General features: G+C 69.0%; 14 protein-coding genes. 1 reads left to right on the top strand and 13 read right to left on the bottom strand.

The annotated features are described in order from the left end of the window. Positions 1–87 precede the first annotated feature (87 nt). The 13 genes from AB0B68_RS25930 to glyA all read right to left on the bottom strand — a co-directional run bounded on the left by AB0B68_RS25930 (position 88) and on the right by glyA (position 11,084). Positions 88–543: a DUF2550 domain-containing protein gene (locus tag AB0B68_RS25930; RefSeq protein ID WP_355008057.1), complete on the bottom strand. Its 456-nt coding sequence runs from the start codon at positions 541–543 to the stop codon at positions 88–90. Positions 544–555: 12 nt separating this feature from the next. Then, a complete protein-coding gene (locus AB0B68_RS25925; protein ID WP_355008058.1) occupies positions 556–837 on the bottom strand; it encodes a F0F1 ATP synthase subunit epsilon in 282 nt (93 codons plus the stop codon). A gap of 88 nt (positions 838–925) precedes the next feature. Then, positions 926–2,068, bottom strand: coding sequence for an LCP family protein (locus AB0B68_RS25920; protein ID WP_357204073.1), 1,143 nt, complete (start codon positions 2,066–2,068; stop codon positions 926–928). 224 nt (positions 2,069–2,292) lie between these two features. Further along, on the bottom strand, positions 2,293–3,729 hold the full coding sequence (gene atpD / locus AB0B68_RS25915) for a F0F1 ATP synthase subunit beta (RefSeq protein ID WP_357204068.1): 1,437 nt from the start codon (positions 3,727–3,729) through the stop codon (positions 2,293–2,295). Beyond that, the gene (locus tag AB0B68_RS25910) at positions 3,729–4,658 is read right to left on the bottom strand and encodes a F0F1 ATP synthase subunit gamma (protein ID WP_357204066.1); all 930 of its coding nucleotides are present in this window, start codon (positions 4,656–4,658) and stop codon (positions 3,729–3,731) included. Before AB0B68_RS25910 ends, atpD begins: the two co-directional genes overlap by 1 nt. 4 nt (positions 4,659–4,662) lie before the next feature. Next, positions 4,663–6,315, bottom strand: a complete 1,653-nt coding sequence (atpA, locus tag AB0B68_RS25905; protein ID WP_357222277.1) for a F0F1 ATP synthase subunit alpha — start codon at positions 6,313–6,315, stop codon at positions 4,663–4,665. A 142-nt stretch (positions 6,316–6,457) separates the two neighbouring features. Further along, positions 6,458–7,279 carry a F0F1 ATP synthase subunit delta gene (locus AB0B68_RS25900; protein WP_357204062.1) on the bottom strand — a complete coding sequence of 274 codons (822 nt, stop codon included), beginning with the start codon at positions 7,277–7,279 and terminating at the stop codon, positions 6,458–6,460. Further along, positions 7,279–7,818, bottom strand: coding sequence for a F0F1 ATP synthase subunit B (locus AB0B68_RS25895; protein WP_112584053.1), 540 nt, complete (start codon positions 7,816–7,818; stop codon positions 7,279–7,281). The genes AB0B68_RS25900 and AB0B68_RS25895 overlap by 1 nt, the downstream gene beginning before the upstream one ends. Positions 7,819–7,850: 32 nt before the next feature. Continuing rightward, positions 7,851–8,084 carry an ATP synthase F0 subunit C gene (locus AB0B68_RS25890; protein ID WP_091405890.1) on the bottom strand — a complete coding sequence of 78 codons (234 nt, stop codon included), beginning with the start codon at positions 8,082–8,084 and terminating at the stop codon, positions 7,851–7,853. Positions 8,085–8,149: 65 nt separating this feature from the next. After that, complete coding sequence (gene atpB / locus AB0B68_RS25885; protein WP_124857598.1) at positions 8,150–8,947, bottom strand: F0F1 ATP synthase subunit A; 798 nt, start codon at positions 8,945–8,947, stop codon at positions 8,150–8,152. Between the two features lie 11 nt (positions 8,948–8,958). Further along, the gene (locus AB0B68_RS25880) at positions 8,959–9,195 is read right to left on the bottom strand and encodes a hypothetical protein (RefSeq protein ID WP_355008064.1); all 237 of its coding nucleotides are present in this window, start codon (positions 9,193–9,195) and stop codon (positions 8,959–8,961) included. A 181-nt stretch (positions 9,196–9,376) separates the two neighbouring features. Next, on the bottom strand, positions 9,377–9,787 hold the full coding sequence (locus AB0B68_RS25875) for a hypothetical protein (RefSeq protein WP_357263253.1): 411 nt from the start codon (positions 9,785–9,787) through the stop codon (positions 9,377–9,379). 7 nt (positions 9,788–9,794) lie between these two features. Then, positions 9,795–11,084 carry a serine hydroxymethyltransferase gene (gene glyA, locus AB0B68_RS25870; RefSeq protein WP_355008066.1) on the bottom strand — a complete coding sequence of 430 codons (1,290 nt, stop codon included), beginning with the start codon at positions 11,082–11,084 and terminating at the stop codon, positions 9,795–9,797. Positions 11,085–11,119: 35 nt separating this feature from the next. Between glyA and AB0B68_RS25865 the strand changes: the two genes are divergently transcribed. Continuing rightward, complete coding sequence (locus AB0B68_RS25865; protein ID WP_357263246.1) at positions 11,120–12,583, top strand: SDR family oxidoreductase; 1,464 nt, start codon at positions 11,120–11,122, stop codon at positions 12,581–12,583. Positions 12,584–12,925 lie beyond the last annotated feature (342 nt).

Below are 12,925 nucleotides of genomic sequence, written 5' to 3'. Positions count from 1 at the left end.
GCCCGCCCGGCGCAGGGATCAAGCCTGACCGCCCGGAGCCGGGCGGGCTCCCCCGGAACCCCAGAAGAGCAACCACAGAAGAGCCGATCAGGCAGCCGGCCAGTCCTGGGAGGCCATACGCGGCGAGACCGCCCCCGGAGGGGCGGCCTCGAGCCAGGAAAGAAAACCGGTCACTGTCGATCGCGCCATGGCGATCTCCACCGGTGCGTGGTGACTGGTACAGCGCAGGATCACCCAGTCGGCCGGCATGGAGAACCGTTCCTGACCTTCGGGCAACCGGCGGCGCTCTACGGCCAGCCCCTTGCGGGAGAGGACCCGCTTGGGCCGGATCGCGAAGCTGAACATCCGGTACCAGCGCAGCTCGTCACCGGCGAACCGGCCGAAGCCGGGCGACCAGCCGCGGCCGTCGAGCATGGTGGAGACCCGGACGCTGAGCCGGATGATGCCGCCGCTGCGGGTGACCAGAGCTCGCCGGACGAAGAGGGTCAGAAGCGCACCGAGGATGACGACAACGCCGATTCCGAAACCTTCGACGATCTCCATCCCCGGTGTGGCTCAGCGGCTCTGCGCGGAGACCGGGGTTGCGCTCTCGGCCAGCACTGTGACACCTTCGGCGCTCACCGAGAGGAAGCCGCCGGCCACCTCGTAGGCGACCTGCTCGCCGCCGGCGAGCTTGATGCGCACCTGGCCGGGCTCGGCGAGTTGGCCGAGTAGCGGCGCGTGCCCCGGCAGGACACCGAGCTCGCCTTCGGTCGTCCGGGCGACGACCATCTCGGCGTCACCGGACCAGACCTTCTCCTCGACGGCGACGAGCTCGACGTGAAGCTGCTGTGCCACGCTGTCTCCTTGCTGCGGCTACGGATTGCCGAAAGTCTAGCCTGACGATGCGGCGCGCCCAACGCGGGTGGGGACAACGCCGACCTGACTACTTGGCCTTGTTGACGAATTCCGGGTGCTCCAGCAGGAACGGGTCGAGTTGCTCGTTGTGCAGGGCGGTGAAGAAGTCCGGCACACCTTCCTGGAACTGCTCGCCCAGGTACTTCTGCCCCTCGAAGACTCCGCCACCGGGCAGCTTGATCATCTCGATGGTGTTCGGGCGGATGTCCTTCAGGGCGAGCCCGAAGTCGACGACGCTGTTGCCTCGACCGTTGAAGATCAACGACTGGCCGGCGGCGCGGAGCACCTTGTCCAGCTTGATCGGGTTGGACACCACGTCGGCGCTGAACGCCTGGCCGACCATCGCCTTGACGAACTGCTGCTGGTGGCGCTGACGACCGTAGTCGGAATCCGGAACGCCGTTCTTCGGGTAGCGCTGCCGGACGTAGTCCAGCGCCTGCCACCCACTCAGGTGCCGGTTGCCCTTCTTGTAGATCGCCTGCGGGCCGACGTAGCCCTCACCACGGGTGTTGCCCGGCCGCGGCTTGCCGTCCGGCTGCTTGTGCTCGGACTTCACGTCGCGCTCGATGTACATGTCGACACCGCCCATGGCGTCGACGATCTTCTGGAAACCGGTGAAGTTGATGATCGCGCCGGCGTCGAAGCGCTTGATGCCGGTGACGTTCTGCACGGTGGTGGCCAGCAACTCGAAGCCCCGTGCCGCGTCGGGGTTGGCCCCCGGCACCCTGCTGCCGAACGACATCGCCGCGTTGATCTTCGTGGTCTCGCCCGGGAACTCGGCCTTCTTGAACGCGGGAATCCGCACGTAGAGATCACGAGGCAGCGAGAACAGGTAGGCCCGGTCCATCGAGGCCGGCACGTGCAGCACCATGATCGAGTCGGCCAGCGGCGCGGCCGTCGGCGTACGCGGGTCGATGCCGACGAGCAGGATGTTGAGCGGCCCCTTGATGTCACTCTTCTTCGCCTGGGCGCCCGCCGCCTGGTCGCCGAAGAGATCGGCCTTGCCGACGGACCCCTCGTAGCGGGCCATCAGCACCTCGGTGCCGACCAGCACGGCGCCGCAGAGCACTGTCAGCACGGTGCCGAACACCGTGCAGAGCCTGGCCCACCGCGGCACACCTCGCCAGAGGGACGCCTTGCGGCCACTCTTGCCGGCCTTACCCACGAGCAGCTCCGTTCGTTACGCCCACGAAGAGGAAGACGGGCGCACGTCGTCGAAAGGTTGCAAAGATCAACGCTCGTTCAGGTGAGCGCGGAACGAACCGTAGCTCGGGAGCCGCGGAAGTGACGACCACGAGTAACGGACCGCGACGATGCTAAGACGCGAAGATGAACAAAAGACTGCCCCGGCATTGCCGGGGCAGTCTTTTTGCTACGGGTATCGACGAGGGCTGGTCAGGCCTTCATCAGCTCCTCAGCCTTGCGCTCCAGGTCCTCGAGACCGCCGCACATGAAGAACGCCTGCTCGGGGAAGTGATCGTACTCACCCTCGCTGATCTTGCGGAACGCCTCGATGGTCTCCTTGATCGGGACCGTCGAGCCCGGCACGCCGGTGAACTGCTCCGCCGCGTAGGTGTTCTGCGAGAGGAAGCGCTCGATCCGCCGGGCCCGGGCCACGGTGATCTTGTCTTCCTCGGAGAGCTCCTCGATGCCGAGGATGGCGATGATGTCCTGCAGGTCCTTGTAGCGCTGCAGGATCCGCTTCACCTCGGTGGCGACCTGGAAGTGCTCGGGGCCGACGAACTCCGGGGCGAGGATCCGGGACGAGGACGCCAGCGGGTCCACGGCCGGGTAGATGCCCTTGTCGGAGATCGACCGCTCCAGGTTGGTGGTCGCGTCCAGGTGGGCGAACGTGGTGGCCGGAGCGGGGTCGGTGTAGTCGTCCGCCGGCACGTAGATCGCCTGCATGGAGGTGATGGCCTGGCCCCGGACGGAGGTGATCCGCTCCTGGAGCTCGCCCATCTCGTCCGCCAGGGTCGGCTGGTAACCCACGGCGCTCGGCATACGCCCGAGCAGGGTGGAGACCTCGGAGCCGGCCTGGGTGAAGCGGAAGATGTTGTCGATGAAGAGCAGCACCTCCTGCTTCTTCACGTCGCGGAAGTACTCCGCCATGGTCAGCGCGGAGAGCGCCACCCGCAGCCGGGTGCCCGGCGGCTCGTCCATCTGGCCGTAGACCAGCGCGGTCTTGTCGATGACGCCGGACTCGGTCATCTCGGCGATGAGGTCGTTGCCCTCACGGGTACGCTCACCCACGCCGGCGAAGACCGAGGTACCACCGAAGTTACGGGCAACACGGGTGATCATCTCCTGGATGAGCACCGTCTTGCCCACGCCCGCGCCGCCGAACAGACCGATCTTGCCGCCCTTGACGTACGGGGCGAGCAGGTCGATCACCTTGATGCCGGTCTCCAGCATCTCGGTCTTCGGCTCCAGGTCCGCGAAGGCCGGGGCCTTGCGGTGGATACCCCACCGGTCGTCGGCCTCGAACGTCTCGCCCTCTTTGAGGTTGAGCACCTCGCCGATCGCGTTGAACACGTGGCCCTTGACCGCGTCGCCCACCGGCACACTGATCGGCTCGCCGCGGTCACGCACCTCCGCGCCGCGAACCAGACCGTCGGTCGGCTGCATCGAGATGGCGCGGACCAGGTTGTCACCCAGGTGCTGGGCGACCTCCAGGGTCAGCGTCTTCTCACCGCCGGACAGGCTCACCGTGACGTTCAGGGCGTTGAACAGGGCCGGCATGCCGTCGCGCGGGAACTCGGCGTCGACGACCGGGCCGATGACCCGGACCACGCGACCCGTGGCCGTCTTGGTCTCTACTGGTGCAGTCATCACACTTCACTTCCCGACGCGGCAAGCGCGTTGGCGCCGCCGACGATCTCGCTGATCTCCTGGGTGATCCCGGCCTGACGGGCCGAGTTCATCTCACGCGTGTACTTCTCAATCATGTCTTCGGCGTTGTCGGTGGCGCTCTTCATCGCCCGCCGCCGTGCCGCCGACTCACTCGCCGCCGACTCGAGCAACGCCGCGTAGATCCGCGTGTTGATGTACCTCGGCAGGAGCGCGTCGAGCAGCGCCTCCGCCTCGGGCTCGAACTCGTACGCCGGCAGCAGCCCTTCGGAGCGCGGCCGGTCCTCGACCTGCATCGGGCCGATGATCTTCGTGACCGGGTTCTGCGTCATCAGCGAGTGGAACTCGGTGTAGACGATGTGCAACTCGTCGACGCCGAGCACCCCGTCCGCGCCAGCGCCACCGTCGACGTCGTCCGCACCGGCGGTGAACGCCTTGATCAGCGTCTCACCCACGGTACGGGCGTCCTCGAACGACGGCTGCTCGCTGAACCCGGTCCAGTTCGCCTCGATCGGCCGGTCGCGGAACCGGTAGAACCCGACGCCCTTACGCCCGATGACGTAGAGCACCGGCTCCTTGCCGTCCGCCTTGAGCCGCGCGATCAGCGATTCGGCCATCCTGATCGCGTTGGAGCTGTAACCGCCGGCCAGGCCACGGTCGCTGGTGACCAACAGGACGCCCGCCCGCCGCACCCGCTCGCGCGGGGTGAGCAGCGGGTGGTCGATCCGCGCGTTGGACGCCAGCGCCGTGAGCACACCGGTGATGGCCTGGGCGTACGGCAGGGACGCCTGCACCCGGGCCTGGGCCTTGGCGATCCGGCTCGTCGCCACGAGCTCCATCGCCTTGGTGATCTTCTTCATCGACTTCGCCGAGCGGATTCGTTGACGAAGAACGCGAACCTGGGCCGCCATGGGATCAGCTCTCGGCCGGGCGGTCGGTCGCGCTGTCGCGGAAGCGGGTCACCGTCTCGCGGTTCTCGTCGCCCTCAAGCGGGGTGGCCGGCGCGTCGTTGACCTTGCGCTCGTCCTCCTTGTTGAGGAAGACCTGCTTGAACTCCGCGATCGCGGTGTCCAGGGAGCCGGTGATGTCGTCGTTCCACTGGTTGTCGGCGATCGACGCGAGGACACCCTCGTGCTTGTGCCGCAGGTACTGGAGGAACTCCGACTCGAAGCGCCGCACCTCGCCGACCGGGATGTCGTCGAGCTTGCCCTCGACGCCGGACCAGACCGAGACGACCTCTTCCTGCACCGGGAACGGCGAGTAGTTCGACTGCTTGAGCAGCTCCACCAGACGCGAACCACGGTTCAGCTGGTTCTGCGAGGCCTTGTCCAGGTCCGAGGCGAAGGCGGCGAACGCCTCCAGCTCGCGGTACTGGGCCAGGTTGAGCCGCAGCGAACCAGAGACCTTCTTCATCGGCTTCACCTGCGCGGCGCCACCGACCCGGGAGACCGAGGTGCCGACGTTGATCGCCGGACGAACGCCCTGGTTGAACAGGTCGGTCTCCAGGAAGATCTGGCCGTCGGTGATCGAGATGACGTTGGTCGGGATGAAGGCCGAGATGTCGTTGGCCTTCGTCTCGATGATCGGCAGACCGGTCATCGAGCCGCCACCCAGCTCGTCGGAGAGCTTCGCGCAGCGCTCCAGCAGGCGGGAGTGCAGGTAGAAGACGTCACCCGGGTATGCCTCACGGCCCGGCGGGCGACGCAGCAGCAGCGACACGGCCCGGTACGCCTCGGCCTGCTTGCTCAGGTCGTCGAAGACGATCAGAACGTGCTTGCCGCCGTACATCCAGTGCTGCCCGATGGACGAGCCGGTGTACGGGGCGAGGTACTTGAAGCCGGCCGGGTCGGAGGCCGGCGAGGCGACGATGGTGGTGTATTCCAGCGCGCCCGCCTCCTCCAACTGCCCCTTGATCGAGGCGATGGTGGAGGCCTTCTGGCCGATGGCGACGTAGATGCAGCGGACCTGCTTCTTCGGGTCGCCGGTGCGCCAGTTGTCCCGCTGGTTGAGGATGGCGTCCAGCGCGACGGTGGTCTTGCCGGTCTTCCGGTCACCGATGATCAGCTGCCGCTGGCCCCGGCCGATCGGCGTCATCGCGTCGATGGCCTTGATGCCGGTCTGCAGCGGCTCGAACACCGACTGCCGGGCCATCACGTTCGGAGCCTGCAGCTCCAGCTCGCGGTAGCCCTCCTCGGCGATGTCGCCGAGGCCGTCGATCGGCTGGCCGAGGGCGTTGACCACGCGGCCGAGGAAGGCGTCGCCGACCGGGACCGAGAGGACCCGGTCGGTGCGCTTGACCCGCTGGCCCTCCTCGAGCTTGGCGGAGTCACCGAGGACGACGACGCCGATCTCCCGCACGTCGAGGTTCAACGCCACGCCGAGCGTGCCGTCCTCGAACTCCAGGAGCTCGTTGGTCTTGGTCGAGGGCAGGCCCTCGACGTGGGCGATGCCGTCGCCGGTGTCGGCGACGGTGCCGACCTCCTCGCGGGAGACGTCGGACGAGTAAGAGGAGACGTAGCGCTCCAGGGCGCCGCGGATCTCCTCCGTCGAGATGGTCAGCTCGGCCATCCTCTGCTTCCTTAAAATTCAGGGGCCCGGGATACCTAGTACCAACCGGTCCGAATGGCGTCTGTCAATCCGGGCGCTGCGGCGGCGGAGCCGCCCCAACGGTGAGGCGGCGGAACCACCGCATTGCGGGCGGCGAAGCCGTTCAGCGCTTCGCGAGCGCGTTGCGGGTCTCGTTGAGGCGGCGCAGGATGGTGCCGTCGTACAGGTCGGAACCGACCCGGACGCTCACGCCACCGAGAACGGCGGGGTCGACCGTCTGCTTGACGGAGACCTCTCGACCGTATATCGCGGTGAGGCTCGCACCCAGCCGACGCTCGTCCTCGTCACTCAACGGGGCCGCGACCGTCACGTACGCCACCTGCCGGTCACGCCGGTCGGCGGCCAGCTCGACCAGCCGGGTGAGCGCCCCGCTGAAGGAGCGTCCCCCGAACCCGCCGAGCGCCGCCTCGACGAGGCGGACGGTGACCGGGCGGGCCTTGTCGGCGAGCAGCTCGCGGGCCAGGGTGGCCCGCTGCTCGACCGGGGCGACCGGGTCGGCGAGCGCATTGCTCAGCGCCGGCTGCCCGGAGACGACCTGGCCGAAGCGGAACAGCTCGTCCTCGACCTCGCCAAGCTCGCCGGCCTTGTCGGCGCTGGCCAGCAGCGCCTCCACGCCCAGCCGCTCGGTGCCGTCGAGCAGCTCCGACGGTGCCGACCACCGGCCGGCGACCAGCGACACGAGCAGGTCGAGCGCGTCCGCGCCGATCCGCCCACCCAGCATGTCGCCGAGCAGCGCTCCGCGATCCTCGCCGGAGCGGGCCGGCTCGGAGAGCGCCCGGCGCAGCCGCGGCTCACGCCGCAGCAGGGTCGCCACGGAGAGGATGGCGTCAGCGGTGGAGGCCACCGCCGACGGCTCCGCGCCGCGGACGTACGCGTCGAGGCGCTCGGCCGCGACCTTGTACGACTCCCGGCTGGCGGCCTGCATCAGCGGGCCCCCGTGCTCTCGAGACCGCTCAGGAACCGGTCGACGGTGCCCTTACGCCGTGCCTCGTCGGCCAGCGACTCGCCAACGATCTTGCTGGCCAGGTCCACCGCGATGGTGCCGACCTCCGCGCGCAGCTCGCGCACGATGGTGGCCCGCTCGGCGGCGAGCGCGTCCTTGCCCGCCTGGATGACCCGGTCGGACTCTTCCCGCGCCTTGGCGAGGATGTCCTGACGGATGCCCTCGGCGTCGGCCCGCGCGTCGTCACGGATCTTGGCGGCGTCGGTCCGAGCCTCAGCGAGCTGGGCACGGTACTGCTCGAGCAGCTGGTTCGCCTCGGCCTGGGCGGCCTCGGCGCGCTTGATGCCGCCCTCGATCGCGTCGACCCGAGCCTGGAACGTCTGCTCCATGCGCGGGAAGACGAACTTCATCAGCACGAAGCAGAGCACGGCGAAGGCGACCGTGCCGACCACGATCTCCTGCCAGATCGGAATGATCGGGTTGTGGTCTGACTCACCACCCTCGGCGGCGAGGAGGAACAACATGGGTGACCTCCCGGTCGGAAGGGGCGGAATCAGCCGGCCCAGATGAAGCCGAAGGCGATGCCGAACAGCGCGAGCGCCTCGATGACGGCGAAGCCGATCCAGACGTACGGCAGGGTCATGCGCGACGACTCGGGCTGCCGGGCGGTCGACTGGATGTAGGCGGCGAAGACCAGGCCAACGCCGATGCCCGGGCCGATGGCGGCGAGACCGTAGCCGATGGCAGCGGTGCTACCGGTGACCTCGGCGAGAACGCTAGCGTCCATTGGTGTGGTTCCTCCTGGTTATCACGCGTGACTCTCACGCGGGACGACAACGGTTGGTGCGTGGATCAGTGCTCTTCGGCGAGCGCGCCCTGGATGTAGCTCGCGCTCAGCACGGTGAAGACGTATGCCTGCAGGACGATGACCAGCGCCTCGAGGAGGGTCAGCGCCACTGTCATCACCCAGGAGACCACCGAGATCGGCGCCAGCCAGGCGTTGGCGTTGAGCATCGCGAAGCCGCCGAGCGTGAAGACCAGCAGGAGCATGTGGCCGGCGAACATGTTCGCGAAGAGACGGACGGCCAGCGAGAACGGCCGGATGATGAAAGTCGAGAACGCCTCGATCGGGATCAGCAGCGGCAGGATGTACCACGGTGCCGGCGGGATCAGGGCGTGCTTGAAGTATTTGCCGAAGCCGTGGTGCCGGATGCCGATGTAGTTGAACAGCACGTAGCTGATCACCGCGAGGATCGCCGGGAAGGCGATGTGCGAGTTCGGCGAGATCTGGAAGAACGGAATGATCGCGAACGAGTTCGTCAACAGCACGAAGCAGAACAGCGTCGTGAAGTACGGAGCGAACCGCACGCCCTGGTGACCGATCATGTCGACCGAGATGTTGTTGCGCACGAAGCCGTAGATCGACTCGGCGAACCACTGCTTCTTGGTCGGCACCAACTGCGGGTTCCGATAGGTCGCCAGGAAGAAGATGATCAGAACGCCGACCGCGATCCAGATCATCAGCGTGAACTTGGTGAACCACGGGGCGTTCTCCGCGCCCCAGGGCACGATCGCGGGCAGGTAGAAGTCGTCCACACTGGGTGGGAATGCCGCCTGGCCCGCTGCCAGAACGTTCGCCTGTCCGAACACCGTGTCCCTTCCTAAGTAGGCGTGCCGAGCCGACGGACGACGAGGATGATCCCCCCGGTCACGCCGAGCACGACGCCGATCCCGGTGGCGACGCCACCTGTATCGAGCCACTGGTCGACCAGCCAGCCGATGAAACCCCACACGAGCATTCCTCCGATGAGGTAGCTGAGCGCGGTCCAACCCTGACCGGCGCCGGACGGATAATCGTCCGAATCACCGGCGGGACGGGGGGTTTGGTCACCAGCCATGACGGGGCGAACGATATCAGCCGGGAAGACGAGGCTGTGCCTCACCCCCCGCACAACCGTCGTTGTGTGGGCTTCTCGTGGGCGCCGTCGTCTGTGGGCACGCTACTCCCCTTCCGCCCGTCGGAAAATGACCGGAGGCCGACACATTGCGGCGCGTCCGCTGGTTGGGACGACCGCCAGGTCAGCCGTGCGGCCGGCGAGCGTGCACCGTGGTCAGCCACCAGAGGTGCACCGCTGTCCACACTGCCACCCCGGCGACGATGCCAAGGCAAAGAGGGATCAAACCGGGCCAACCAGTCGACGCCACCGCCACCAGCACCGCACCCAACAGGCTGAACTTCAGCACGTACAGGCCCACACCGAGCGGCAGCAGCAACTGCGGGTTAACCTGGTCGGCCCGCGCCAGCACCACCGTGGTGAGGGTGTAGCTGAGCACCGTGACGCCCACGCCGGCCGCCGCGCCGGCCGCTGCCGTCACACCGCCGGTCACCCCGCCCACCACAGCGGCGACCACGGCAAGCGCCGCCGACGCGGCCAGCAACACCGGCAGGTGCCGCAGCCGCCACCGCCGGTCGGTGCCCGGCTCGACCATCCCGGGCTCAGCCACGGGGGTACGCCGGGAACGCCGCGACCAGCTCGGCCACCTCGGCACCGAGCCGGGTCAACTCGTCGACCCCGCCCGCAGCACCGGGATCGGTGCGCACCGCACGGGCGATCAGGGTCGCCACCTGACGCAGCTCCCCCTCGCGCATCCCCTGCGTGGTGACGCTCGGTGTGCCCACCCGGATGCCGGAGGCCACCATCGGCGGCTGCGGGTCGTACGGGATGGCGTTCTTGTTCAGGGTGATCGACGCGGCGTCGCAGCGGCGCTCGGCCTCGGTGCCGGTCACCCCCAGCTCCCGCAGGTCGATCAGGGCGAGGTGGGTGTCGGTGCCACCGGACACCGGGCGCATCCCCTCGTCGGCCAGCCCGGCTGCGAGCGCCTGGGCGTTGCTGACCACCTGCCGGGCGTACGTCTGGAACTCCGGCTGGGCGGCCTCGCGCAACGCGACCGCCTTGGCCGCGACCGCGTGCATCAGCGGGCCGCCCTGGGTGAACGGGAAGACCGCCTTGTCGATCCGCTGGGCCAGCGACTCGCGGCACAGGATCATGCCGCCGCGCGGCCCGCGCAGGACCTTGTGGGTGGTGGCGCAGACGACATCGGCGTACGGCACCGGGGACGGGATCGCCCGACCGGCGACCAGGCCGATGAAGTGCGCAGCGTCCACCATCAGGTACGCGCCGACCTCGTCGGCGATCTCCCGGAACCGCGCGAAGTCGATCAGGCGCGGGTACGCGGTGGCCCCACAGATGATCAGCTTGGGTCGGTGCGCCCGCGCCAGGTCCCGTACCTCGTCGTAGTCGATCTGCTCGGTGTCCGGCCGGACCGGGTAGCCGACCGGGTGGAACCACTTGCCGGAGAAGTTCACGCGGCTGCCGTGGGTGAGGTGCCCGCCGTGCGGCAGGTCCATCGCCAGCACCGTGTCCCCCGGCTGCACCAACGCGGCGTACGCGGCCAGGTTGGCGCTCGCCCCGGAGTGCGGCTGGAGGTTCGCGTGCTCGGCCCCGAAGAGTTCCTTGGCCCGGGCGATGCCGATCTCCTCGGCCCGGTCCACCTCGGCACAACCGCCGTAGTAGCGCCGGCCCGGGTAACCCTCGGCGTACTTGTTCGTCAGCGTCGAACCGAGCGCGGCCAGCACCGCCGGCGAGGTCAGGTTCTCGCTGGCGATGAGCTGCAGGCCGCCGCGCAACCGGTCCAACTCGCCGAGGACCACCCCGGCGATCTCCGGGTCGGTGGCCCTGAGCTGCGCGAAATCCGGCCCCCAGAAGGTGCTCGTCTCGGTCTCCACAGCGAACGAGTCTAGGGGGCCGCACACTGGAACCCGTGAGATGCCTCGTCACCGGCGCTACCGGCTACGTCGGCGGGCGGCTGACGCCGCTGCTGCTCGCCGACGGGCACACAGTGCGCTGCCTCGCCCGCAAGGCGGTACGGCTACGCGACGTGCCCTGGGCCTCGGCGGCCGAGATCGTCGAAGGAGACCTGAGTCGGCCGGAGACGCTGCCCGCCGCGTTCGCCGACGTGGACGTCGCGTACTTCCTGGTGCACTCGCTGGGCCGGTCCGACTTCGAGGCGGCCGACCGGGCGGCGGCGACCAACTTCGCGGCCGCCGCGCGCGCGGCCGGCGTACGGCGGATCGTCTACCTGGGCGGCCCCGAGCCGGCGTCCGACGCGGAGGTCCCGTCCCCGCACCTGCGGTCCCGTGCCGAGGTCGGCCGGATCCTGCTGGGCAGCGGGGTGCCCACCGCGGTGCTCCGCGCCGCGGTGATCATCGGGTCCGGCTCGGCGTCGTTCGAGATGCTGCGTTACCTGACCGAGCGGCTGCCCGCCATGATCACCCCCCGTTGGGTCCGCAACCGGATCCAACCGATCGCGGTCCGCGACGTGCTGCACTACCTGGCCGGCTGCGCCAAACTGCCGGCCGAGGTCAACCGGGGCTTCGACGTCGGCGGTCCGGACGTACTGACCTTCCGCGAGATGATGCAGCGTTACGCCCGGGTGGCCGGGCTGCGCCGGCGGATCATCGTGCCGGTCCGCCCGCTCACCCCGTCCCTCTCCTCGCACTGGGTCGGGCTGATCACCCCGGTGCCGAACAAGATTGCCCGCCCCCTGGTGGAGAGCCTGATCCACGAAGCGGTCGCCCACGAACACGACATCGCCCGCTACATCCCCGACCCGCCCGGCGGGCTGACCGGCTTCGACGAGGCGGTGGCGCTGGCGCTGGCCAAGGTGCGCGACGCCCAGGTGGAGACCCGCTGGTCCACAGCGAGCGGCCCGGACGCGCCCGCCGAGCCACTGCCCACCGACCCGGTGTGGTCCGGTGGCACCGCCTACACCGACGTCCGGGAGCGAGCGGTTGACGCACCACCCACCGCGCTCTGGCGGGTCGTCGAGGGCGTCGGTGGCGAACACGGCTGGTACTCGTTCCCCCTCGCCTGGTCGATCCGCGGCTGGCTGGACCGGCTGGTCGGCGGGGTCGGGCTGCGGCGAGGTCGACGCGACCCGCACCGCCTCCAGGTCGGCGAGGCGCTGGACTTCTGGCGAGTCGAGGAGATCATCCCGGGCGAGCTGCTGCGCCTACGCGCCGAAATGCGCCTGCCCGGCCGGGCCTGGCTGGAGATGCGGGTCCTTCCGGCCGACGACGGCCGCAGCCGCTACCAGCAACGCGCCGTCTTCCTGCCGCGCGGCCTTCCGGGGCACGCCTACTGGAAGTCGGTGGCCCCGTTCCACGCGGTGGTCTTCGGCGGAATGGCCCGCAACATAGCCCGCAACGCCGAACAGCCCCGCTAACCACCCCGCGCCTCCCGCGCCTCCCCTGTCTCCCTTGCCTCCCCGCGCGGCGGCATCGCTCACGTCGCCCGCGCCGCCGCACCCCGCCCCGCCCCACTCCCGCCAGCCCCACTCCGCGATCTTGCACTTTGTGTTGTCGATTTGAGAGCTAATGCGCCCTTTGTCGCAACAGAAACTGCAAGATCGCGGGAGTGAGGCGGGGTGCGTCTCGCGCTACCCCGCGTCGCGCGTCACCCGCGTCGATCATGGAGTTGTGGTGCCCACAAAAAGGGCGCTTGTGGATTCAATGCCCACCACAAGTCCATGATCGACCGGGCTGGGGCGGGGCCCGGGGTGGGGTGG

It is taken from the genome of Micromonospora sp. NPDC049049 (assembly GCF_040649115.1).
Classification (GTDB): domain Bacteria; phylum Actinomycetota; class Actinomycetes; order Mycobacteriales; family Micromonosporaceae; genus Micromonospora.
This window is presented reverse-complemented; position numbering and strand designations above follow the sequence as displayed.

Coding starts and splice junctions, on each gene's coding strand:
- AB0B68_RS25930 (WP_355008057.1), bottom strand. CDS start 543: ATGGAGATCGTCGAAGGTTTCGGAATCGGCGTTGTCGTCATCCTCGGT.
- atpD (WP_357204068.1), bottom strand. CDS start 3,729: ATGACTGCACCAGTAGAGACCAAGACGGCCACGGGTCGCGTGGTCCGG.
- AB0B68_RS25910 (WP_357204066.1), bottom strand. CDS start 4,658: ATGGCGGCCCAGGTTCGCGTTCTTCGTCAACGAATCCGCTCGGCGAAG.
- atpA (WP_357222277.1), bottom strand. CDS start 6,315: ATGGCCGAGCTGACCATCTCGACGGAGGAGATCCGCGGCGCCCTGGAG.
- AB0B68_RS25900 (WP_357204062.1), bottom strand. CDS start 7,279: ATGCAGGCCGCCAGCCGGGAGTCGTACAAGGTCGCGGCCGAGCGCCTC.
- AB0B68_RS25890 (WP_091405890.1), bottom strand. CDS start 8,084: ATGGACGCTAGCGTTCTCGCCGAGGTCACCGGTAGCACCGCTGCCATC.
- AB0B68_RS25880 (WP_355008064.1), bottom strand. CDS start 9,195: ATGGCTGGTGACCAAACCCCCCGTCCCGCCGGTGATTCGGACGATTAT.
- AB0B68_RS25875 (WP_357263253.1), bottom strand. CDS start 9,787: ATGGTCGAGCCGGGCACCGACCGGCGGTGGCGGCTGCGGCACCTGCCG.